20 protein-coding genes are annotated in these 23,422 nt (G+C 60.4%); 10 read left to right on the top strand and 10 right to left on the bottom strand.

The window, feature by feature from the left end:
• Positions 1-15 precede the first annotated feature (15 nt).
• The 3 genes from ACQ4MY_RS11400 to ACQ4MY_RS11390 are packed head-to-tail and all read left to right on the top strand — an operon-like array spanning position 16 to position 5,479.
• Complete coding sequence (locus ACQ4MY_RS11400) at positions 16-1,260, top strand: exonuclease SbcCD subunit D C-terminal domain-containing protein (protein ID WP_440095138.1); 1,245 nt, start codon at positions 16-18, stop codon at positions 1,258-1,260.
• Positions 1,257-4,898, top strand: a complete 3,642-nt coding sequence (locus ACQ4MY_RS11395) for an AAA family ATPase (protein WP_440095137.1) — start codon at positions 1,257-1,259, stop codon at positions 4,896-4,898. The genes ACQ4MY_RS11400 and ACQ4MY_RS11395 overlap by 4 nt, the downstream gene beginning before the upstream one ends.
• Positions 4,895-5,479, top strand: a complete 585-nt coding sequence (locus tag ACQ4MY_RS11390; protein WP_440095136.1) for a glutathione S-transferase — start codon at positions 4,895-4,897, stop codon at positions 5,477-5,479. Before ACQ4MY_RS11395 ends, ACQ4MY_RS11390 begins: the two co-directional genes overlap by 4 nt.
• Positions 5,480-5,698: 219 nt before the next feature.
• On the opposite strand, the gene ACQ4MY_RS11385 is transcribed toward ACQ4MY_RS11390, so the two are convergent.
• The 8 genes from ACQ4MY_RS11385 to ACQ4MY_RS11350 all read right to left on the bottom strand — a co-directional run bounded on the left by ACQ4MY_RS11385 (position 5,699) and on the right by ACQ4MY_RS11350 (position 12,457).
• Entirely contained in the window at positions 5,699-5,956 is a 258-nt protein-coding gene (locus tag ACQ4MY_RS11385; RefSeq protein WP_440095135.1) for a hypothetical protein, read from the bottom strand.
• Positions 5,953-6,165, bottom strand: coding sequence for a hypothetical protein (locus ACQ4MY_RS11380; protein WP_008088023.1), 213 nt, complete (start codon positions 6,163-6,165; stop codon positions 5,953-5,955). The genes ACQ4MY_RS11385 and ACQ4MY_RS11380 overlap by 4 nt, the downstream gene beginning before the upstream one ends.
• Positions 6,166-6,442: 277 nt before the next feature.
• On the bottom strand, positions 6,443-6,622 hold the full coding sequence (locus ACQ4MY_RS11375; RefSeq protein WP_008088024.1) for a hypothetical protein: 180 nt from the start codon (positions 6,620-6,622) through the stop codon (positions 6,443-6,445).
• 156 nt (positions 6,623-6,778) lie between these two features.
• On the bottom strand, positions 6,779-7,954 hold the full coding sequence (locus ACQ4MY_RS11370; protein WP_440095134.1) for a lactonase family protein: 1,176 nt from the start codon (positions 7,952-7,954) through the stop codon (positions 6,779-6,781).
• Complete coding sequence (locus ACQ4MY_RS11365) at positions 7,941-8,252, bottom strand: DUF5629 family protein (protein ID WP_440095133.1); 312 nt, start codon at positions 8,250-8,252, stop codon at positions 7,941-7,943. Before ACQ4MY_RS11365 ends, ACQ4MY_RS11370 begins: the two co-directional genes overlap by 14 nt.
• Positions 8,253-8,406: 154 nt before the next feature.
• Positions 8,407-9,987: an aldehyde dehydrogenase (NADP(+)) gene (locus tag ACQ4MY_RS11360; protein ID WP_440095131.1), complete on the bottom strand. Its 1,581-nt coding sequence runs from the start codon at positions 9,985-9,987 to the stop codon at positions 8,407-8,409.
• A gap of 9 nt (positions 9,988-9,996) precedes the next feature.
• Positions 9,997-10,989 carry an AraD1 family protein gene (araD1, locus tag ACQ4MY_RS11355; RefSeq protein WP_440095130.1) on the bottom strand — a complete coding sequence of 331 codons (993 nt, stop codon included), beginning with the start codon at positions 10,987-10,989 and terminating at the stop codon, positions 9,997-9,999.
• A 145-nt stretch (positions 10,990-11,134) separates the two neighbouring features.
• Positions 11,135-12,457, bottom strand: a complete 1,323-nt coding sequence (locus ACQ4MY_RS11350; RefSeq protein WP_440095128.1) for an MFS transporter — start codon at positions 12,455-12,457, stop codon at positions 11,135-11,137.
• A gap of 193 nt (positions 12,458-12,650) precedes the next feature.
• Between ACQ4MY_RS11350 and ACQ4MY_RS11345 the strand changes: the two genes are divergently transcribed.
• Together ACQ4MY_RS11345 and ACQ4MY_RS11340 are read left to right on the top strand one after the other, a co-directional pair.
• Positions 12,651-14,387 (top strand): IlvD/Edd family dehydratase, encoded by a 1,737-nt coding sequence (locus ACQ4MY_RS11345; RefSeq protein WP_008088043.1) that lies wholly within the window; start codon positions 12,651-12,653, stop codon positions 14,385-14,387.
• Between the two features lie 223 nt (positions 14,388-14,610).
• Positions 14,611-15,330 (top strand): FadR/GntR family transcriptional regulator, encoded by a 720-nt coding sequence (locus tag ACQ4MY_RS11340; RefSeq protein ID WP_008088045.1) that lies wholly within the window; start codon positions 14,611-14,613, stop codon positions 15,328-15,330.
• Positions 15,331-15,508: 178 nt separating this feature from the next.
• Here the strand turns inward: ACQ4MY_RS11340 and ACQ4MY_RS11335 are convergent, their stop codons facing one another.
• Complete coding sequence (locus ACQ4MY_RS11335) at positions 15,509-17,893, bottom strand: efflux RND transporter permease subunit (RefSeq protein ID WP_008088046.1); 2,385 nt, start codon at positions 17,891-17,893, stop codon at positions 15,509-15,511.
• Positions 17,890-18,933, bottom strand: a complete 1,044-nt coding sequence (locus tag ACQ4MY_RS11330) for a WD40/YVTN/BNR-like repeat-containing protein (protein ID WP_440095126.1) — start codon at positions 18,931-18,933, stop codon at positions 17,890-17,892. Before ACQ4MY_RS11330 ends, ACQ4MY_RS11335 begins: the two co-directional genes overlap by 4 nt.
• A gap of 426 nt (positions 18,934-19,359) precedes the next feature.
• On the opposite strand from ACQ4MY_RS11330, the gene ACQ4MY_RS11325 reads away from it, so the two are divergent.
• The 5 genes from ACQ4MY_RS11325 (at position 19,360) to ACQ4MY_RS11305 (ending at position 23,412) form a co-directional block, all read left to right on the top strand.
• A complete protein-coding gene (locus ACQ4MY_RS11325; RefSeq protein WP_007917992.1) occupies positions 19,360-19,950 on the top strand; it encodes an amino acid synthesis family protein in 591 nt (196 codons plus the stop codon).
• 31 nt (positions 19,951-19,981) lie between these two features.
• Positions 19,982-20,815 carry an alpha/beta fold hydrolase gene (locus tag ACQ4MY_RS11320; RefSeq protein WP_440095125.1) on the top strand — a complete coding sequence of 278 codons (834 nt, stop codon included), beginning with the start codon at positions 19,982-19,984 and terminating at the stop codon, positions 20,813-20,815.
• Positions 20,812-22,293 carry an aldehyde dehydrogenase gene (locus tag ACQ4MY_RS11315; RefSeq protein ID WP_008088056.1) on the top strand — a complete coding sequence of 494 codons (1,482 nt, stop codon included), beginning with the start codon at positions 20,812-20,814 and terminating at the stop codon, positions 22,291-22,293. The genes ACQ4MY_RS11320 and ACQ4MY_RS11315 overlap by 4 nt, the downstream gene beginning before the upstream one ends.
• A 12-nt stretch (positions 22,294-22,305) precedes the next feature.
• On the top strand, positions 22,306-22,791 hold the full coding sequence (locus ACQ4MY_RS11310) for a flavin reductase family protein (RefSeq protein ID WP_038368096.1): 486 nt from the start codon (positions 22,306-22,308) through the stop codon (positions 22,789-22,791).
• A 210-nt stretch (positions 22,792-23,001) separates the two neighbouring features.
• Complete coding sequence (locus tag ACQ4MY_RS11305) at positions 23,002-23,412, top strand: carboxymuconolactone decarboxylase family protein (protein WP_440095124.1); 411 nt, start codon at positions 23,002-23,004, stop codon at positions 23,410-23,412.
• Positions 23,413-23,422 lie beyond the last annotated feature (10 nt).

Here is a 23,422-nt window from a genome sequence, read left to right as displayed (position 1 = left end):
GTTGCGGAGTCCGCCTTGCGTCTGTTTCACACCTCCGACTGGCACCTTGGGCAAAACCTGCACGGCCAGGAGCGCGATTTCGAGCACGCCTGTTTTCTCGAATGGCTGCTGGATCAACTGAAACTGGCGCAGCCGGATGTGCTGCTGATTGCCGGTGACATCTTCGACACGGTCAACCCGCCGGTCAAAGCCCAGGAACGTCTCTACGACTTCATCGTCAGCGCCCACGAGCAGCAGCCGTTGCTGACCATCGTGATGATCGCCGGCAACCACGACTCCGGCTCGCGGATTGAACTGCCGGCGCCGTTGATGCGCCGTTTGCGTACGCACGCGCTGGGTCGGGTGTTGTGGCTGGATGACGGCCAACTCGATGCCGAGCGTCTGTTGCTGCCGTTGCCCAATGCCCAAGGCGAGATCGCCGCGTGGTGCCTGGCGCTGCCGTTCCTGCGCCCGGCGGAAGTGACGGGCGCGCATCTGGGCGACAACTATTTGCGCGGCATCGGTCAGGTGCATGAATGGCTGATCGAAGCGGCCAAGGCCAAGCGCAAACCGGGTCAGGCGCTGATTGCCATCAGCCATGCGCACATGGCCGGTGGCTCGGTTTCGGAAGATTCCGAGCGTAGCCTGATCATCGGCAATGCTGAAGCGCTGCCGGCCAGTCTGTTCGGGCCGAGCATCAGCTACGTCGCCCTCGGCCATTTGCACAAGCCGCAGAAGGTCAACGGTGAGGAGCGCATTCGCTACAGCGGTTCGCCGATTCCGTTGTCGTTCTCCGAGATCAAATATGAACATCAGATTCTCGACGTCCTGCTTGAGGGTGAAACCCTGATCAGCGTCGAGTCGAAACACATTCCTAGATCGGTCCAGCTCCAACGCATCGGCCCGGCACCGCTGCCCGAGATCCTGCTGCAACTGGCAGACCTGCCGAACATCGACCTGCTCGCCGAAACCCAACGCCAGCCGTGGCTCGAAGTGCGCGTAACCCTCGACGAGCCGCAACCGGATCTGCGCCACCAAGTGGAAAACGCCCTGCAAGGCAAAGCCGTGCGCCTGGTGCGTATCGCCGCTGAATACGCCGGCAACCGGGGCGCTGACGGCGAGGCGGACGGCACTACGCTGATCGAACTCGACCAACTGACCCCGCAGGAGTTGTTCAGCCGCGCCTGGCTCGACAACTACGGCAACGAAGTCGATGAGCAAACGCTGAAGGACTTCGCCGAACTGCTGCAAGACGTGCAACTGGAGGGCGAGCAGCCATGAAGATTCTCGCCATTCGCTTGAAGAACCTCGCCTCATTGGCCGGGCCATTCGAGATCGATTTCACCGCTGAACCGCTGGCCAGCGCCGGGCTGTTCGCGATCACTGGCCCGACCGGCGCCGGTAAAAGCACCCTGCTCGATGCGTTGTGCCTGGCGCTGTTCGGCGCCGTACCGCGCCTGAACAACACCGGCCGTGACGCCAAAGTCCCCGATGCCGACGGCGAAATCGCCACTGGCGACCCGCGCACCCTGTTGCGTCGCGGCACCGGTGAAGGTTATGCCGAAGTGGATTTTGTCGGTGTCGATGGCCGGCGCTATCGCGCGCGCTGGGAAGCCAATCGCGCCCGCGAAAAGGCCGGCGGCAAGTTGCAGGCCAGCCGTCAGAGCCTGCGCGACATCGATCAGGATCAACTGCTCGCCAGCCAGAAAGGCGAGTACAAAACCCAACTGGAAGCGGCACTCGGCCTGAACTTCGAACAGTTCACCCGCGCCGTGCTGCTGGCGCAGAGCGAGTTCAGCGCGTTCCTCAAAGCGGACGATAACGACCGTAGCGAACTGCTGGAAAAGCTCACCGACACGGCGCTGTACACCCGTCTCGGCCGCCGCGCCTTCGACAAGACCAAAGAGGCCCGCGAAGCGCACAAGCTGTTGCAGGATCAGGCCACTGGCGTCACTCCGCTCGCCCCCGAAGCGCGGGCGGAACTGGATGAGCGTTTCAACGCCGCGCAACAGCAACTGAAGTTGCAGCAGGCGCAACTCAAACAGCTTGAGCAACAGCACAGCTGGCTTAAGGATTTGCGGCTGTTGCAGGATGCACAGCAAGCTGCCACCGAACAATTGCACAGCGCCCGGCAGCAATGGGAAGGTCTGGCCGGCGAACGCGTGAAGCTCAACCGTCTGGAACAGCTCGGCCCGCAACGCCACCAGTTCGCGCGCAAAACCGAGCTCGATGCGCTGCTGACACCGTTGGCGGCACAGATTGCCGAGCACACCCGGCAGCACGCCGAACTGACTGAACGCCAGACGCAACTTGAGCAAGATCTCAGTGCGGCGAAAGTGGCCCTGACCGAAGCGCAGCAGCGTCAGTCGGAAAATGCGCCATTGTTGCGTCAGGCCTTCGAAGAGCAAAGCACCCTAGCCCGCCTGGCCAAGGATGTCGCCGCTTGCGCTGACGCCAAAACCAACGCGCAACAGCAGTGCAGCGACGGCCAGGGCGCCATTCAAGCCTTGCAGGAAAAACAGAGCGAGGTCGCTGAACGCTTGCAGCGCATCGCTGCCGAGCTTGCGCAAAGCGCGCATCTGGCGCCGTTGAGCGATGCGTGGAATGCCTATCGCGATCGTCTGCAGCAGCTGATGCTGATCGGCAATCGCCTGAACAAGGGCCAGGCCGAACTGGCGAGCCTCGAAGAAAACGCCACGCGCAGCGCCGATGAGTTCGCCAGCCAGAAGCAACAATTGGAGGTGCTGTTCAAAGAGGCCGGCGCCGAGCCGGATGCCGTCGCCGAACAGATCGGCATCCTCGGCACGCTGTTGCAGGACAACCGCAAACAACTGCGCGCCTTCGAAGACCTGTCGCGCCTGTGGGCCAGCCAGCAGGACCTGGACAAGCGCGGGGCCGAACTGCAACAACGCCAGCTCAGCGCTCAACAGGAACGCGAGCGCCTGACGCAGGACGGGGTGAAAAGCAAAGCCGAACTGACCGTCGCCGAGCAAACCCTCAACGTCACCCGCGAACTGCTTGAGCGCCAACGCCTGGCGCGCAGTGCCAGTGTCGAAGAGTTGCGTGCGCAGTTGCAGGACGATCAACCGTGCCCGGTGTGTGGCAGCAATGAGCATCCGTATCACCAGCCCGAAGCACTGCTGCAAAGCCTCGGCCGCCACGATGAAAGTGAGCAGGCCAACGCCCAGCAAGTGGTCGATCAGCTCAAAGAAAAGCTCATCGAACTGCGCGCTGAAGTCGGTGGCGTCATCGCGCAGCAGAAAGAACTGCTGCAACAGCAAGAACAATTGGCGAGCCAGCAACAGGCGCTTGCGCCGAGCCTCGAAGCCCATCCGTTGTCCGCGCAGTTGCTGAATCAGGACGCCGACAAGCGCGACGCCTGGCTCCTCCGCCAGAACGAGCAGTTGAACCAGAGCATCACGCAGGACGAACAGCGCCAGAGCGCCCTGCTCACCCTGCAACAGGATGCCGCGCGCCTGACTCAACAGTTGCGTCAGGCGGAAACCGCACATCAACAAGCCGCGCAGCACTTGAGCAATCAGCAGCGCGAGCTGAGCAGCGACCGTCAACGCCTCGACGAGGAACTGACGGCGTTTGGCACGCTGCTACCGGCCGACACCCTTGAAGCCCTGCGCCAGGAACCGGCGGCGACGTTCATGCAGCTCGACCGGCAGATCGCCGAACGCCTGGTGCAGGTCGAGCAGCAAAAGGAAGAACTGAGCGAACAGCAGCAACGCCAGCAGACACTGGAGAAAGAACAGGATCGACAGCTGACCCGCGTGCAGCAAGCGCAAGCGGCCGAGCAGCAATTCAACGCGCTGGCCGAACAGCAGCAAGTCTGCCAGCAAAAGCTCGCGCAATTGCTTGGCGAGCACAACTGCGCCGAGCACTGGCAGCAGAAGCTGGAACACGCCGTGGAACAGGCGCGCAACGCCGAAACCGCCACGGCGCAAGAACTGCAAAGCGTGCGCACGCAGTTGGTGCAGATCGCCGCTGAACTCAAGGCGCAGCAACAGCGTTTGCAGGCACTGGAAAGCGAGGACCAGGATCTGGCCGGCAAGATAGCCGACTGGCGCGCGCGCCATCCCGAGCTGGATGATGGCGGTCTCGAAGACTTGCTGCGAGTTGACGACGCGCAGTTCACCGAGCTGCGCCAGCGCTTGCAACTCAACGAAAAAGCCATCGAACAAGCCACGGTCTTGTTGCAGGAACGTGAGCGGTTACTGGTCGACCATCAAGCCCAAAGCAACGGCAATCTCGACGCTGAGCAACTCGCCACGGCCCTGACGGATCTGCAGAACCAGTTCACCGTCAGCGAACAGCAATGCGCCGAACTGCGTGCCGAACAGGTCGAAGACCAGCGCCGACAGAACGCCAATCAGGCGCTGGCCCAGCAGATTGCTGATGCCTACGCCGAGTATCAGCGTTGGGCGCGGCTCAGTGCGCTGATCGGCTCCGCGACCGGCGACACCTTCCGCAAGATCGCCCAGGCCTACAACCTCGACCTGCTGGTGCATCACGCCAACGTGCAATTGCGCCAACTGGTCAAACGCTACCGCCTGAAACGCGGCGGCAGCATGCTCGGTTTGCTGGTGATGGACACCGAAATGGGCGACGAATTGCGCTCGGTGCATTCGTTGTCGGGCGGCGAAACGTTCCTCGTGTCGCTGGCGTTGGCATTGGGCCTGGCGTCGATGGCGTCGAGCACGCTGAAAATCGAATCGCTGTTTATCGACGAAGGCTTCGGCAGCCTCGATCCGGAGTCGCTGCAACTGGCGATGGATGCGCTGGATGGTTTGCAGGCGCAGGGGCGCAAGGTCGCGGTGATTTCTCACGTGCAGGAAATGCACGAACGGATCCCCGTGCAGATTCAGGTGCAGCGTCAGGGCAACGGTTTGAGCACACTGGAGGTGAAATGAAAACGCTGTACTCGTTCCGCCGCTGCCCGTATGCGATGCGGGCGCGGATGGCGTTGCGTTATTCGGGTGTGCCGGTGGACATCGTTGAAGTCAGCCTCAAGGCCAAGCCAGCGGAGATGCTGGCGATCTCGCCCAAGGGCACGGTGCCGGTGCTGGATGCGGACGGTCGGGTGATTGATGAGAGCCTGGAGATCATGCGCTGGGCGTTGGCGCAGAATGACCCGCAGAACTGGTTGCTTGATGGCGATCCGCGAATTGCCGAGTTGATCGAGGCGAATGATCAGGGGTTCAAGGTTGATTTGAATCGCTACAAGTATGCCGAGCGTTATCCGGAGCAAGCGATGGAGGTTTATCGGGCTGAGGGTGCGGTGTATTTGCAGCGGCTGGAGGGGTTGCTGCAGGATCACGATTATTTGCTGGCGGATCATCCGAGCCTGGCGGATATCGCCCTGCTGCCGTTTGTTCGGCAGTTTGCGCATGTTGATCGTGAGTGGTTTGCGCAGACGCCTTATCCGCGTCTGCAGGCTTGGTTGCACAATTTCCTCGAGTCCGACCTCTTCACCTCGATTATGAAGAAATAACCCCACCTCTCCTGTAAATGGGTAACCCTGTGGTGAGGGGATTTATTGTGGCGAGGGGATTTATCCCCGTTCGGCTGCGAAGCAGTCGTGAAACCATTCTATGCGGTGTGTCAGGCAAATTTGAGTTGCAGGATTTGGGGCTGCTTTGCAGCCCATCGGGGATGAATCCCCTCGCCACAAATGTGTATATCTCCAGAAAAGTGGTCAGCCTGTTATAGGTTAGGCCAACACTTGGCACATCCCGAGCGCCATGCAATCCACTTCGAAGGGGCCGAGGAAATTGGCGGCGGCCTTCACCGGCGGATTCCCCGCCATCAGCCCCAACGTATTCGCCCGTTCGATGTTATGCGCAATGCTGTGATTGGCCTCTATGGCCCGCGCCAGGCCGCCCACCGAGCCTTGGCCGACGCCCAATAACGAGGCGCCGTTGGTCATGACCGCCAGACTGGCGATGACCCAAAGTCTGTAGCCTTTCATGCGCCGCCAACTCCCGCGAGTTCCGCCCGGTCGACCATCACGCTTTGCGAGCGGACTTCAAACTGGATGCCGGGGTGGGCGACGTCGATCGGCGCGTCGAAGGTGTGTTCCATCTGCGAGGCGATGCTGACGACCAACACCACGGCCAGGTAAAGACCGATGGTCAGGTAGGCGCCGCGTTTGGCTGAATGAAGGATTGCGCTGGCCATGGTGTTCTCCGTGGGCATGTTTCGATGGCCACAGGATTGATCAAAAAAGCCGGGGTAACCACTCAGGGTTTGCCATAGTGAACATCAGCTTCGTTGATTATTTAGCCGGTCTATTTGCGCATTCGAGAAAACCTATGACGCTACGAAACGCACACGAGGGCGACGATCAACACGCGCACAAACATGTAGGAGCTGCCGAAGGCTGCGATCTTTTGATCTTGAAAGTCAAAAGATCGCAGCCTTCGGCAGCTCCTACAGGGGAGTTGTGTGCAGGCGTTCAGTGTTGGGTTTTGTGATCCAGGGCGGCGTAGAAGTTGGCGCTCTGTTGCAGGTATTTTTGGGTGTAGCTCTGGGTGTGGGATTTTTTGCTGGCGATTTCAACGTTGGCACCGGCTGGCAGCACCACGGTGGCGGAGATGGCGGAAGCGGCGATAACGGAGAAGAGATTGAAGTTCATGGCGGTAACCCTCGTGTTCGGTTGGCTTGCTTGCCCGGTTGGGCTGTGAAGCAAACTTAACGCTCGAGGGTTGATCGCTTGAAATGCTTTGTAGCATTACCGGATATCAGCGCGATTAATACAAAGAGACAGGCCCCGTAAAACGGGGCCTGTGGCTTATTGTCGCACTAGAAACTTGAGATCGCTCGGGGCGTCCATTGGCAGTTTTTGCACGGTTTTGCCGAGCAAACCGGTCTTGCTGTCGCGTTCAACGACGACAATCTGGTTGCTCTTCTGGTTGGCAATCAGCAAGAACTTGCCGCTCGGATCAAGGCTGAATTCGCGCGGGTGATCACCTTCCACCGAACGCTTTTGCAGCTCTTTGAGCTGGGCGGTCGCCGGATCGATGCTGAACACCACCAGTTGATTGGCAGTGCCACGATTGCTGACGTAGAGGAACTTGCCATCCGCCGAGGTGTGCAGCGCAGCGCCGGCCTTGTCCGAGGTCGGCTGGCCGGCAGCCAGGTCAACCAGTTGCGTCTGGGTCAGTACGCCGTCGTTGTAATCGAACACCGCAACCTGCGCGCTCATTTCCATGCTCAGCCAGGCGTGTTTACCGTCAGCACTGAACAGCAGATGACGCGGGCCGCTGCCGGCCGGCAAGGCGACCGAGGCGGTTTTCGCCGGGGTCAGCGGCAAGTCCGGGTTGGCTTTCGGATCGAATTGGTAAATGAAGACCTTGTCCGCGCCCAGGTCATTGGAGAACACGTAGCGACCGTCCGGCGAGGAAACTGTCGAGTGCACGTGGTTCGAGGCCTGGCGCTCAGGATTGACCCGACTCGCCGGGTGCGCGCTCATTTGCACAACGGGTTTGAGCTTGCCGTCGGCACCGACCGGCAACACCGCCAGCGTTCCACCCGGATCTTCCACCACCGAATAGTTACTGACGAACAGATGGCTGGCGTCAGCGCTGAGGCTCGAATGGGTCGGCTCGTTGCCCAGGCTCTGCACTTGATTGATCAGGGTCAGGGCGTGGGTTTTCGGATCGATCGAATAGCTGCTGACGCGGCCGACCGGGTCTTTCTGGCCCGGGCCGTTTTCATTGACCACGAACAGACGGTGCTGGTCTTTGGACAGGGTCAGCCACGACGGGTTTTCGCTCTTGACCACTTGCAGCGGCTTGGCCTCGATCTGGCCAGTGGCGCTGTCGAAGTTCATGCGATAGATGCCTTGGCTGGTGCCGGCGGTGTAAGAACCGACCAGCAACTGAAAGCTTTCTGCAGAGGCCGTGGACAGGCCCATGGCACCGACGCTGCCGGCCATCAGCAGCGGCCAGAATTTACGCATTTTCATCAGTCTCATCCTCGTCGTCGCTGCTGCTGACGACATCGCCATGGCACACCAGGCGGTGTTCGCCGATCGCTTTGGTTTCATTGAAATAGCCGATGATCAACCAGCTCTGCAGCGAGTCATCAAACGTCGCCGCTGCCACCTGGGCCGGGGTGAATTCCCAATGCTTGGCCGCACGACCATCGATGCATTCGATGTGCAGGTTGTCGTCTTCGTCGAGGGCGAATTCGAAGGCATGCAGGCCGTCGATTTCGACCATACCGCAGTGTTCGAGGGCGTTGAGAAGGGTTTGGGCAGTCATGGCAGTAAAGTCTTTCAGGGGGGAAACCGGCAATGATAGCTCAAGAAGCACACTCCCCCCTGTAGGAGCTGCCGAAGGCTGCGATCTTTTGATGTTGTTTTTTTAGATCAAGATCAACAGATCGCAGCCTTCGGCAGCTCCTACAGGGGTGTTTTCAGAGGGCTTCGCGGCTAGGTTTGCCGTCGACCAGGCGCTGGATGCGCAATGGGTTGGCGTTTTTCAGCGGCTCGGGCAACAAGCTGTCCGGGTAGTTCTGGAAGCACACCGGGCGCAGGAAACGGTCGATGGCCAGCGTGCCGACGGAGGTGCCGCGCGCATCGGACGTTGCCGGGTATGGCCCGCCGTGGACCATCGAGTCGCACACTTCGACACCGGTCGGATAGCCGTTGAGCAGAATGCGCCCGACCTTCTGTTCCAGCAGCGGCGTCAGTTCGGCGAAGCGCTCGAAGTCCGCCAGCTCACCGATAATCGTCGCCGTCAGTTGCCCATGCAGGCCGTGCAGCGCGGCGCTGAGTTGGGCTTTGTCGGCCACTTCGACAATCACCGTGGTCGGGCCAAACACTTCTTCCTGGAGCACTTCATCGCCATCGATCAACAGGCTGGCGTCCGCCTTGAACAACTGCGGCTGCGCCTGATTGCCTTGCTGCGCATTGCCCGCCAGATGCTCGATGCCAGGATGCGCCATCAGCTTCTGCAAGCCTTTGCCGTAGCTGCCAAGGGTGCCAGCGTTGAGCATGGTTTGCGCCGGTTGATCACCGATCAAACCAGCGACCTGCTGCACGAACGCGCTGAACTCTGGCGAGCGAATCCCGATGACCAGACCCGGATTGGTACAGAACTGACCGCAGCCCTGCACCACCGAGGCGGTCAAATCGCGGGCGATGGTTTCGGATCGCTCGGCCAGTGCCTGCGGCAAAACGATCACCGGGTTGATGCTCGACATCTCGGCGAACACCGGGATCGGCTGCGGGCGCGCGGCAGCCATGTCGCACAGCGCACGACCCCCCTTGAGCGAACCGGTGAAACCGACCGCCTGAATCGCCGGGTGCTTGACCAGCCATTCACCGACGCCACCGCCGTAGATCATGTTGAACACGCCCGCCGGCATCGCGGTTTTTTCCGCTGCGCGGATCAGTGCATCGGCGACCAGTTCTGCTGTCGCCATGTGACCGCTGTGGGCCTTGAACACTACTGGGCAACCGGCGGCCAATGCCGACGCGGTGTCGCCGCCAGCGGTGGAAAATGCCAATGGAAAGTTGCTCGCGCCGAACACCGCTACAGGGCCGAGGCCGATGCGGTATTGACGCAGATCCGGACGTGGCAACGGCTGACGATCCGGCAACGGCAAATCAATTCGTGCACCGTAAAAATCGCCGCGACGCAGCACTTTGGCAAACAAGCGCATTTGCCCGCTGGTACGCCCGCGCTCCCCCTGAATACGACCGGCCGGCAACGCGGTTTCGCGGCAGACCACGGCAACGAAGTCATCACCCAGCGCGTCCAGCTCATCGGCAATCGCGTCGAGAAACTGCGCGCGGCGTTCGGCGCTGAGGCTGCGATAGGCCGGGTACGCGGCAGCGGCGGCTTTGGCGGCGGCGTCGACTTCTTCAACCGTGGCCTGAATGAAATCGTGGGGCAGTTGTTCGCCCGTGGTGGCGTCGACCGATTGCAGTTTTACGTCGCCAGCGGCACTGCGCTGACCGCCGATGTAGTTGTGACCGAGAATCTGAGTCATGGGATCTCCTTAAAGGGTGCCGATGCTGTCCGGTTCAAACGCCGCTGGAACCGGAACGATGCCGTTGACCAGCGGTGCGCCGAATTCGGCCTGGCTGATTTCGAAGACGTCGCCCGGCTGGGTGCGGATGCCATCGGCAAACGACAGGGTCGCGGTGCCGAAGAAATGGATGTGCACGTCGCCGGGACGCAGGAACTGGCTGTACTTGAAGTGGTGGTATTCGAGGTTGGCGAGACTGTGGCACATGTTCGCCTCGCCACTGAGAAACTCGTTCTGCCAGAGCACTTCGCCGTCACGCAGGATGCGACTGGTGCCTGCCAGATGTTGAGGCAATTGACCGGTGCGAAGTTCCGGGCCATAGCTGCAACTGCGCAATTTCGAGTGCGCGAGGTACAGGTAATTCTTGCGCTCCATGATGTGATCGGAGAACTCGTTGCCGACCGCAAAGCCCAGTCGATAAGGCTTGCCGTCGTTGCCGATGAGGTAGAGGCCGGCCATTTCTGGCTCCTCGCCGGCGTCTTCGGCAAACGGCGGTACCGGGAACGGCTGGCCGGGGCGGACGACGATGCTGCCATCGCCTTTATAGAACCATTCCGGTTGCACACCGGCCTGCCCCGCCGCCGGTTTGCCGCCCTCCACGCCCCATTTGAAGATACGCATGGTGTCAGTCATCGTCGCTTCGTCGCCGGCTTGCTGGTGCATCTTGTCGCGCGCCGAAGCGCTGCCCAGATGGGTCAGGCCGGTGCCGCTGATCAGCATGTGCGCAGGATCCGGGTGGTCGAGTGGCGGCAGGATGCGCAGTTGTGACAGCAGTTCGGCGTAGTCGTGGCTGATGCCGAGGCCCAAGGTTTGCACTTGCTGCTCAAGGGTGTTGCCGGCCTCGATCGCGGCCAGGGCCAGATCGCGCACTGTGCGGGCGTCCTGCACTTCGCGCACCAGACCGTTGTCGACCACGCCGACGCGGCGTTCGCGGTTGCTTAATTCGAATTGAACCAGATGCATGATTTTCTCCTGTGTTATTCGAAACACCGCAGATCCTTTTAGGAGTGAGCCTGCTCGCGATAGCGGTGTGTCAGCCAAAAAGTTGTCAACTGATAGACCGCTATCGCGAGCAGGCTCACTCCTACAGGGGACCGGTGTTGGTCAGTCAGGTACGGGTTGCACCGCGGGCGCTGGCGGCGAATTGGTCAACCGGCAGCACGTGTTTGCGTTCCAGTACACGGTAGACGATGCCGGTCAGGATCAAGCCGAACACCATCACCCCCGAGAGGAAGTACAGCCCTGACGCCAGATTGCCGGTGTATTCCTTCAACGCCCCAATCACGAACGGCCCGATGTACCCGCCGAGATTGCCCACCGAGTTGATCAAGGCAATCCCCGCCGCCGCACTCGCACCGGCAAAGAACCGCCCCGGCAAGGTCCAGAACACCGCCGTGCAGGAAAACAGCGCGAACGCTACCAGACACAATGCCGCCAGTTGCGCCACCGGCAACGACAGCCAAGCGCTCATGAACAGACCAATCGCGCCCAGCACATAAAGCACGGCGAGGTGCCCGTAACGATCATTCAAACGGTCAGAACTGCGCGGCACGATCAGCAGACCGATGATCCCGAAGATGTACGGCACCGATGAGACGAAACCGGTGACCAGATCACTGCCGCCGAACTGTTTGATCAGCGTCGGCAACCACAAACCCAAGCCATAAATGCTCAACGTCACCGGCAGGTAAAACAGCGCCAGCAGCAACACGCGTTTGTCTTTCAGCGCATGCAGCGGGTTGCCGTGGCGGGTCTGGCCGTATTCCTGCAGATCTTTTTTCAGCTCGCCGGTCAGCCAGTCTTTCTCGGCCTGATCCAACCATTTCACTTGCTGCGGGCCGTCCGGCAACCAGCGCAATACCGGCCAGGTCAGCAGGATCGCCGGGGTGCCGATGACGATGAACAGCCATTGCCAGCCGTGCAGGCCGAGCACGCCATCCATACCGAGCAAACCGCCGGACACCGGGCCGGTGATCATCATCGCGATCGGTTGCGAAAGGATGAACAGGCCAAGGATCTTGCCGCGATGGCGCACCGGGAACCATTGGGTGATGTAGTAGAGCACACCGGGGAAGAACCCCGCCTCGGCCGCGCCGAGCAGAAAACGCATCACGTAAAAACTGTGCGGGCCCTGAACGAAGGCCATGCCGATGGTGATCGCGCCCCAGGTGATCATGATCCGAGCGAACCAGCGTCGTGCGCCGAAGCGTTCGAGCATCAGGTTGCTGGGGATTTCGAGAAGGAAGTAGCCAATGAAGAACAGCCCGGCGCCGAGGCCGTAAGCCGCATCGCCGATGCCGATGTCGGCGCCCATGTGCAGCTTGGCGAAGCCGACGGCGGAGCGATCCACATAGGCGATCAGGTACAGCAGGATCAGGAAGGGAATCAGTTTCAGCGTAATGCGCCGTATCAGCCGCAGTTCCTGGCTCATGAGATCGGTCTCCGATTGTTGTTTTTATAGAACCTCGGGGGACGCCTCTCTCGGTAAACCGTCAGGGCCATCCCTCCGTCGAAAACGACTATATAGTAATACTAATTCACCAACAACACTTCCAAACCTAGGATTTTGAGCTTAGATTAAGCCGTAGCTGGAACACTATAGTCATACAATAAGAGAATCGATCATGTCTGATAAGAAACCCACCCTGCGCTCCGCCCAATGGTTTGGCACGGCCGACAAGAACGGCTTCATGTACCGCAGCTGGATGAAGAATCAGGGCATCGCCGACCACCAGTTCCATGGCAAGCCGATCATCGGCATCTGCAACACCTGGTCGGAACTGACCCCGTGCAATGCGCACTTCCGCCAGATCGCGGAGCACGTCAAACGCGGGGTGATCGAGGCCGGTGGTTTTCCAGTGGAATTCCCGGTGTTCTCCAACGGCGAATCGAACCTGCGCCCGACCGCCATGCTCACCCGCAACCTGGCGAGCATGGACGTCGAAGAAGCGATTCGCGGCAACCCGATTGACGGCGTGGTACTGCTGACCGGTTGCGACAAAACCACCCCGGCGCTGCTGATGGGCGCGGCCAGTTGCGATGTGCCGGCGATTGTCGTGACCGGCGGGCCAATGCTCAACGGCAAGCACAAGGGCAAGGACATCGGCTCGGGCACGGTGGTCTGGCAGCTCAGCGAACAGGTCAAGGCTGGCACCATCACCATCGACGATTTCCTTGCAGCCGAGGGCGGCATGTCGCGTTCGGCGGGCACCTGCAACACCATGGGCACCGCGTCGACCATGGCCTGCATGGCTGAAGCACTCGGCACTTCGCTGCCGCACAACGCGGCGATTCCGGCGGTGGATGCGCGACGTTATGTGTTGGCGCACATGTCCGGCATGCGCGCGGTGGAGATGGTGCGCGAAGACCTTCGTCTATCGAAGATCCTCACTAAGGAAGCCTTCGAAAACGCTATTCGGGTTAACGCGGCCATCGGTGGTTCGACCAACGCGGTGATTCACTTGAAAGCCATCGCCGGGCGCATCGGTGTCGAGCTGGATCTGGATGACTGGACGCGCATGGGGCGCGGCATGCCGACCATTGTCGACCTGCAACCGTCCGGGCGTTTCCTGATGGAGGAGTTCTATTACGCCGGTGGTTTGCCAGCGGTGCTGCGCCGTCTCGGTGAAGCCAATCTGATTCCTCATCCGAATGCGCTGACAGTGAACGGCAAGTCGATCGGTGAGAACACCAAGGACGCGCCGATCTATGGCGAAGACGAGGTGATCCGCACGCTCGACAATCCGATTCGCGCCGACGGCGGAATTTGTGTGTTGCGCGGCAATCTGGCGCCACTCGGTGCGGTGCTCAAGCCGTCCGCTGCAACGCCGGAACTGATGCAGCATCGCGGCCGCGCGGTGGTGTTCGAGAACTTCGACATGTACAAGGCGCGGATCAATGATCCGGAGCTGGACGTCGATAAAGATTCAATTCTGGTAATGAAGAACTGCGGGCCGAAGGGTTATCCGGGTATGGCTGAAGTCGGCAACATGGGTTTACCGGCAAAGCTGTTGGCGCAGGGTGTGACGGACATGGTGCGTATCTCCGATGCACGGATGAGCGGCACCGCGTACGGCACGGTGGTCTTGCACGTGGCGCCGGAAGCGGCGGCCGGCGGGCCTTTGGCGACGGTGAAGGAAGGCGACTGGATCGAGCTGGATTGCGCCACCGGGCGTTTGCACCTGGATATTCCGGATGCCGAACTGGCGGCGCGCATGGCAGATTTGCAACCGCCGCAGCAATTGTTGGTGGGGGGGTATCGTCAGTTGTACATCGACCATGTGCTGCAGGCGGATCAGGGCTGTGACTTTGACTTCCTGGTCGGTTGCCGAGGGGCTGAAGTGCCGCGCCATTCCCATTAAGAGCAAAAGATTGCAGCCTTCGGCAGCTCCTACATTGGAATGCATTCCCCTGTAGGAGTGAGCCTGCTCGCGATTGCGGTGTGTCAGTCAGCAATTGTTCATCTGACACACCGCAATCGCGAGCAGGCTCACTCCTACATTTGCTTTTGTGTACTCCCTCAAGTTTGTCTGGTGCCTGCTATGATGCGCGGCATCTCCATCGCTCAGGATCGCGCCGTTCCCCATGGATTACCGCAAACCCTCCGACCGCAAAAGCATGCACTCGCGCATCGTCCAGGAACTGGGCATGCAGATCGTCTCCGGACGCTTCAAGCCCGACGACAAACTGCCCGCCGAAGCCTTGCTCTGCGAGGAGTACGCGGTCAGCCGGCCGGTGTTGCGTGAAGCCACGCGGGTGTTGGTGGCCAAAGGTCTGGTGTATTCCAGGCCGCGTGTGGGAACAGTGGTCAAGGCACGCCGCGAATGGCACATGCTCGACCCGGACGTACTGCATTGGCTGATGCAAAGCAGCCCGCAGAATGAATTTTTCAATGTGCTGACGAGTGTGCGCAGCATTATTGAACCGGCCGCCGCTGCCCTCGCTGCTCAGCACGCGACCGATGCCGATATCGCCGCCATTGGTGAGGCGTATCAGCGCATGGAAGCGGCGCCGACGCCAGAAGCGTTGTTGCAGCCGGATCTGGATTTCCACAGCCGGATTGCCGATGCGACGCACAACGATTTGCTGGCGAATCTGTGCAACATGCTCTCGGTGGCGATTGCCGAGGCGTTGAAGCATTCGAATCAGCGGCCGAATCTGCATGAGCTGGCGTTGCCGCGGCACAAAGCAATTCTGACCGCCATCGAAAACCGTGATGCCCTTGGCGCTCGCCACGCAACGCTGGTGCAGCTGGATGATGCGCGCAGTGCGCTCAGCGTAGTGCTCGGCACAGAACTCTCCTGAACACAAAAAAACCTGTGGGAGCTGGCTTGCCAGCGATGAGGGCTTAACATTCAACACTGATGTTGGCTGATAAGTCCGCTATCGCTGGCAAGCCAGCTCCCACAGGGTTTTGTGTGGATCATAAAATGTAAAAAAGCCGCAACCCTAGGTTGCGGCTTTGTCGTTTCAGCCCTTCAGATCAATGCGCAAACAGCGAGTTACCCTTCTGCCCCGCCAGTTTCTCCGGCTTGATCAGGAACTTCGCCAGTGCCGGCAGCAGCCACAGCGCACCGAACATGTTCCACAGCAGCATGAAGGTCAGCATCAGGCCCATGTCGGCCTGGAACTTGATCGCCGAGAAGATCCACGTGCACACGCCGATCGCCAGGCACAGACCGGTGAACAGCACCGCTTTACCGGTGGATTTCAGCGTCTGGTAATAGGCTTCCTGCAACGGTAGCCCTGCGCGCAGGAAACTTTCCAGGCGGCTGTAGATGTAGATGCCGTAGTCGACACCAATGCCCACACCCAGCGCCACCACCGGCAACGTCGCAACCTTCACGCCGATACCCATGAACGCCATCAGCGCGTTGCCGAGTACGGAGGTCAGCACCAGCGGCAGGACAATGCACAAGGTCGCCGCCCACGAACGGAAGGTGATCATGCACATCACCGCCACGCAGATGTACACCAGAATCAGGATGGTCAGCTCAGCCTGTTTGATGACTTCGTTGGTGGCCGCTTCGATCCCGGCGTTACCGGCGGCGAGGATGAATTCCAGGCCGTCCTTGTTGTTGTCCTTGGCGAACTCCTGCACCGCGTGAACGGCACGATCCAGAGTTTCAGCCTTGTGATCGTTGAGGAACACCAGCACCGGTGCCAGCGAGCAACTGTTGTTGTAAAGACCGTCGGCGCGGGCAATCGAGTTGTTCAGCACGTCCGGGTTACGCGACAGGGTTTCCCACTTCAGGTTGCCCTCGTTCATGCCCTTGATCATCTGCTTGGACACGGTCACCAGCGAGATCGCCGATTGCACGCCCTCGGTGTTCTGCATCTTCCACATCAGCTCGTCGATCGGCGCCATGGCTTCGTAGCGTGAGCAGCCTTCCGACTTGGTCTTGACCATCACCACCAGCACGTCAGAACTGGTCGAGTAGTTGTTGATGATGAAGTTGTTGTCCTTGTTGTAGCGCGAGTCCGGACGCAGTTCCGGTGCGCCCTGGTCGAGGTCGCCGATTTTCAGGTTCTGGCTGTACCAGAGGCCGCCACCGAAGGCGATCAGCGCCAGCACTACCGAGATGCGTGCAACTTTCGGGTTGGCGAAGTTCGACAGCAAGCGCCAGAAAGGATGTTCGCGATTCGCGTCTTTCTTGCTCTTGGCGATGGCGCGCTTGCTGATGCCGACATAGGAAATCGCCACCGGCAGCAGGATCAGGTTGGTGAACACGATCACCGCCACGCCGATCGACGCGCCAATGGCCAGTTCACGGATCACACCGATATCGATGATCAGCAGCGTGATGAAACCCACCGCATCCGCGAGAATCGCGATCATCCCCGGCAGGAACAGTTGCCGGAAGGTGCGCCGCGCTGCGGTCAGGGCGTTGTCGGCCTCGCTGGATTGCAAGGCGATACCGTTGATCTTCTGCACGCCGTGGGAAATACCGATGGCAAAGATCAGGAACGGCACCAGCATCGAATAGGGATCGAGCCCGAAACCGAAGAAGTGCATCAAACCAAGCTGCCAAACCACCGCCACCAGCGTCGTACTCAGTACCGCGATGGTGCTGCGCACGCAGTTGGTGAACCACAGCAGCAGGATCAGGGTGATGACAAACGCGATGCCGAAGAACAGCACCACCATCACCAGACCGTCGATCAAGTCGCCGACTTTCTTGGCGAAACCGACGATGTGGATCTTGATGTTGGGGTTTTGCGCTTCGAACTTGTTGCGGATCTTGTCTTCGAGTTCATGGGAGAACTGGCGATAGTCCAGCGCCAGCAACTTGCCCTGATCCTGCGGGTCCGGATAGGACTCCAGCAGCGGAATGTCGACGATGCTCGACTTGAAGTCGTTGGACACCAGACGCCCGACCTGGCCGGACTTGAGCACGTTGTTGCGCAGCAGATCGAGGCTGTCCTGCGAGCCGTTGTAGCTCTGCGGGATCACTTCACCGCCGGCAAAACCCTCTTCGGTCACTTCGGTCCAGCGTACGCTCGGGCTCCACAGTGACTTCAGGCCGGAACGGTCGACGCCGGAAATGTAGAACACCTCGTCGTTGATCTGACGCAGGGTCTCCATGTATTCCTTGGAGAAGATGTCGCCGTCGGTGGCTTCGACCGAAATGCGCACGGTGTTGCCAAGGTTCGCCAGATCGTTGCGGTGCTCCATCATCTTCTCGATGAACGGATGCTTGAGCGGGATCATTTTTTCGAAACTGGTCGACGGCCGGATCAGCGTCGCCTGCCAGAACAGGAAAATGCTCACCACCAGACAGATCAGGATTACTGCCGGGCGGTTGTTGAAAATCAGGCGCTCAAGAAACGTCGCCTTTTCCTGCTGAGGAGTGATCAAGGAAGTCATAGCCCCGCCTTCTTATTATTAACTTCGGCGCCGTTTGGCTGGGTCGTGTGCAGGCCACCCTGCCCGGTCAGAATCAGGTTGCCGTCGCCGGCCGCGGTGACGGAAGACAGCGAGATGCGATCCGGACGGTTGAACACGCTGAACGTTTCGCCGTTGTCGCTGCTGCTGATCACCGAGCCGCCGTTGCCGACGATCACAATCGAACCGTCCGGCAGCAAGGTTGCGCCTGAGAGGCCGAACTCCAGCGCACCGCGCGCGGCTTTCAGCTCGACCTGCTCCCAGCTGCTGCCGAAATCGGTAGAGCGGTAGAGGTTGCCGCGCAGCCCATAGGCCAACAGGGTTTGTGGCTGGGCCGTGCCGATCACGCCGAACAGCGAACCTTCGTACGGGCCTTCGAGTTTTTCCCAGGTCTGGCCGTCGTCGGCGGAGCGGAACATGCTGCCCGACTCGCCGACGATGAACAGCCCGGCATCCTTCACCGCCGCGATGGCGTTGAGGTGGAACTGGTCTTCGTTGTCGAGGCGATCGCTGACGTCTTGCCAATTCTTGCCGCCGTCGGTGGTTTCCAACAGCGCACCGTAAGCGCCCACGGCGAAGCCGCTGTTGACGTCCTTGAACCAGACATCGAGCAGCGGCGATTCACGTTTGAGGTCTTCAAATTGCTTGGTCCAGGTCAGACCGCCGTCTGCGCTGGCGAGGATTTGTGCGTCATGCCCGACCACCCAGCCGTGTTTGTCGTCGACAAAATACACGGCGGTGAGCAGTTGCCGGCTCGGCACCTTGGCCTGGGTCCAGGTTTTGCCCTGATCATCGGAATAAAGGATGTGCCCGCGATCCCCGACCGCCACCAGCCGGGTTCCGGCGTGGACAACATCGAGAATCAGGCTTTTCGCGGCTTTGCCGGATTCGGTGGCATAGACCACGTCGGCTGGGGCCTCGGCGGCGATCACCGGTGCCGATAACGTGGCCAGACCCAGCATGGACAGTGCTGTGGCCAGCAACGCGGTGTTGCGTAACGCCGGCGGGCGGCAACGACTCATAGACCTTCCCCTCTTTATTATTGTTAGGCCATCTGGCCTTCAAGGGCGCCGCAAGTGTGCTCCGCTGATGGCTGCTCAGGAGCATAGTCCTGAAACCCGCAATCCAGAGCCACTTCGGAAGCTGGCTCATCCTATCGGGCTTTCGAAACGTCTGACAATCGGCGCCACGTTATCTTTTGTTAACCGCACGGAATGAACGCATCCCCCTGTAGGAGCTGACGAGTGAAACGAGGCTGCGATCTTTTGATCCTGGTCTTTAAAGATCAAAAGATCGCAGCGTGCCGCAGCTCCTACAGGGATTTCGCGTTGTGATGACGGAGGATTCGTCGGATGGATGAGGGGAATCTTGCGGAGGGGACTTGCACGATCGGTATTATGGTATACCATCAGACGCACAGACACTCTCAATCCCCTACGGAGCAGCTCATGAGTTTCGAAATTCGCAAGATCGTCAGCTATGTCGAAGAAACCTTCATCGAAGGCGGCAAAGCCACTGACAAGCCAGTGACCATGGTCGGCCTCGCCGTGGTGATGAAAAACCCTTGGGTGGGCAACGGTTTCGTCGAAGACCTCAAGCCGCAGATCCGCGCCAACTGCTCCGACCTCGGTGCGCTGATGGTTGAGCGTCTGGTCGGCATCATCGGTGGCGCGGAAAAAATCGAGGCCTACGGCAAAGCCGCCGTGGTCGGCGCTGACGGCGAAATCGAACACGCCTCCGCCGTGATCCACACCCTGCGCTTCGGCAACCACTACCGTGAAGCCGTCAACGCCAAGAGCTACTTGAGCTTCACCAACAAGCGCGGCGGCCCGGGCACCTCGATCCAGATCCCGATGATGCACAAAGACGACGAAGGTCAGCGTTCGCACTACATCACTCTGGAAATGCAGATCGAAGACGCGCCGCGTGCCGACGAAATCGTTGTCGTGCTGGGCTGCGCCGACGGTGGTCGCCTGCACCCGCGCATCGGCAACCGCTACATCGATCTGGAAGAACTGGCCGCCGAAAAAGCCCAGTAATCACAATAAAAAGGCATTGCAGGAGCGCTCCATGATTCGGCTCACCGCTGAACTCACCCCGGCTGGCACCAGTTACCTGGCGACCGGCCAAGGCCAGCCCGTGGTTTTGATCCACGGCGTGGGCCTGAATAAAGAAATGTGGGGCGGGCAGATTGTCGGCCTGTCCAGCCAATACCGGGTGATCGCCTACGACATGCTCGGCCATGGCGCCAGCCCGCGACCGGCCAGCGGCACCAGCCTGCTCGGTTACGCCGATCAGTTGCTGGAGCTGCTTGATCATCTGAATCTGCCGCAGGCAGCGGTGATCGGTTTCTCCATGGGCGGTCTGGTCGCGCGGGCCTTTGCCCTGCATTATCCGCAGCGCCTGCAAAGCCTGGTGGTGTTGAACAGCGTGTTCAACCGCAGCGAAGAACAGCGTGCCGGCGTCATTGCTCGTACCGCGCAAGCGGCCGAACATGGCCCGGACGCGAATGCCGAAGCGGCGCTGTCACGCTGGTTCAGCCGCGAATATCAGGCGGCCAATCCGGCGCAGATCGCCGCGATTCGCCAGACCCTGGCCGGCAATGATCCGCAAGGCTACCTGACTACTTATGAATTGTTCGCCACCCAAGACATGTACCGCGTTGACGACCTGGGCAGCATTCAGGCGCCGACGCTGATCGCCACCGGCGAACTCGACCCGGGTTCGACTCCGGAAATGGCCGAGCAACTGGCTCGACGCATCCCCGGTGCAAAGGTTGCCGTGCTGCCCGAGCAACGGCATATGATGCCCGTAGAATCGCCGCGTCTGGTCAATCAGACGCTGCTGGAATTTCTCCAATTCGCACACTCCCGACAAAACCATATAAAGGGGATCGTTGCATGACACTCGCACGCTTCCAGATGTGCATCGGCGGAGAATGGGTCGACGCCCTCTCCGGCAAGACCTTCGAAAGCCTCAACCCGGCCACGGCGCAAGCCTGGGCCGAGCTGCCCGACGCTGATGAGGCGGACGTCGAGCGCGCCGTGCAATCGGCACAGACTGCTTTCGACAGCCCGGCGTGGCGCGGCCTGACCGCCACCGCACGCGGCAAGTTACTGCGCCGTCTCGGTGATTTGATCGCAGAGAACAAGGAACAACTGGCGCAGCTGGAAAGCCGCGACAACGGCAAGCTGATCCGCGAAACCCGTGGCCAGGTCAGTTATCTGCCGGAGTTCTTCCACTACACCGCCGGCCTTGCCGATAAGCTTGAAGGCGGCACGCTGCCACTGGATAAGCCGGATCTGTTCGCCTACACCGTGCACGAAGCGATGGGTGTGGTCGCGGCGATCATTCCGTGGAACAGCCCGCTGTATCTGACCGCAATCAAACTCGCCCCGGCCCTCGCCGCCGGCAACACGATTGTGATCAAGCCGTCCGAGCACGCCTCGGCAACGATTCTTGAGCTGGCGCGTCTGGCCCTCGAAGCCGGGATTCCGCCGGGTGTGGTCAACGTCGTCACCGGTTACGGCCCGAGCACTGGCGCCGCCCTCACCCGCCATCCGCTGATCCGCAAAATCGCCTTCACCGGCGGCGCGGCGACAGCGCGGCATGTGGTGCGCAGCAGCGCCGAGAACTTCGCCAAGCTGTCGCTGGAACTGGGCGGCAAGTCGCCGAATATCATCTTCGCCGACGCCGACCTGGACAGCGCGATCAACGGCGCGATTGCCGGGATCTACGCAGCGTCCGGTCAGAGCTGCGTGTCCGGTTCGCGGCTGTTGGTGCAGGACGAGATCTACGACGAGTTCGTCAATCGACTGGTCGAACGCGCCCAGCGCATTCGCATCGGCAACCCGCAGGAAGACAACAGCGAAATGGGCCCGATGGCCACCGCGCAGCAACTGGCGGTGGTCGAAGGTTTGGTCGCCGATGCCATCGCTGAAGGCGCGCGTCTGCGTACCGGCGGCAAGCGGCCAACCGATCTCGGCGAAGGCTGGTTCTACGAGCCGACGCTGTTCGAATGCGACCGCAATTCGATGAAGATCATGCAGGAAGAAGTCTTCGGCCCGGTGGCTTCGGTAATCCGCTTTAAAGATGAAGCGGAAGCGCTGGCGATCGCCAATGACTCGCAGTTCGGCCTCGCGGCGGGCATCTGGACGCGTGATTTGGGCCGGGCTCATCGCCTCGCTCGCGATGTGCGTTCGGGGATTATCTGGGTCAACACTTACCGCGCGGTGTCAGCGATGGCGCCGATCGGCGGTTTCAAGAACAGTGGCTATGGACGCGAAAGCGGCATCGATTCGGTGCTGGCCTACACCGAACTGAAAACGGTGTGGATCAACTTGTCTCAGGCGCCAATGCCTGATCCGTTTGTGATGCGCTAGGAGTCCTGCGAAATGATCGAACCCGGCATTTACAAAGACGTCATGAGCTCGTTCCCGTCCGGCGTCACGGTGGTTACCACTGTTGACCCGGAGGGCGGGATCGTCGGCATCACCGCCAGTGCGTTCAGCGCGCTGTCGATCGACCCGGCGCTGGTGCTGTTCTGCCCAAACTACGCCTCCGACACTTATCCGATTCTGCGTGACAGCAAGAAGTTTGCGATTCACTTGCTGTCGGCTGACCAGACTGCCGAGGCCTATGCTTTCGCCGGTAAAGGCAAGGACAAGGCCGCCGGTATCGAGTGGCATTTAAGCGAACTCGGTAACCCGATCCTCGCCAAAGCCACCGCGATCATCGAGTGCGAGTTGTGGCGGGAATATGATGGTGGTGATCACGCGATCATCGTCGGTGCGGTGAAGAACCTGATCCTTCCCGAGCAACCGGTGACACCGATGATCTACCACAAAGGCAAGCTCGGCCCGTTGCCTACCCTGGCCTGACAGATCCACACACATCCCACTGTGGAACTGCCCATTGTGGTGAGGGGATTTATCCCCGACCGGCTGCGAAGCAGCCGTAAAACCATCGCACGCGGTATGTCTGGCAAATCGCGGTTGCAGGTGTTGGGGCTGCTTCGCACCCCGTCGGGGATAAATCCCCTCACCACAGGGTTCATTCCAACAAGAGGATCTGCATTGTGAGGAGGAATGATGAGTAACGAAAAGTATGAAAAAGGCCTGAAGATCCGCACTCAGGTATTGGGCGAAGCCTACGTGCAGCGCTCGATCGAGAACGCCGACGACTTCACCCGCCCCCTGCAGGAAATGGTCACCGAATACTGCTGGGGCCATGTCTGGGGGCGTGAAGGCTTGTCGCTCAAGGAGCGCAGCATGATCAACCTGGCGATGATCTCGGCGCTCAACCGTCCGCACGAACTCAAGCTGCATGTGCGTGGCGCCTTGCGTAACGGCCTGAGTCGTGAGCAAATACGCGAAATTCTGCTTCAGGTCGGCATTTATTGCGGCGTTCCGGCAGCCGTGGACAGTTTCCGGCTGGCCCGTGAAGCCTTTGCCGAAGCCGAAGCCGACGCCGAAGCCCCAGTTAACCCCTCGGCTGTTTAGATGCCCGTCT

The sequence above is a fragment of the Pseudomonas sp. SM4 genome (assembly GCF_051913165.1).
Lineage (GTDB): Bacteria > Pseudomonadota > Gammaproteobacteria > Pseudomonadales > Pseudomonadaceae > Aquipseudomonas.
The sequence above is the reverse complement of the archived record's forward strand: the minus strand, read 5'-3'. Positions and strand labels throughout refer to the sequence as shown.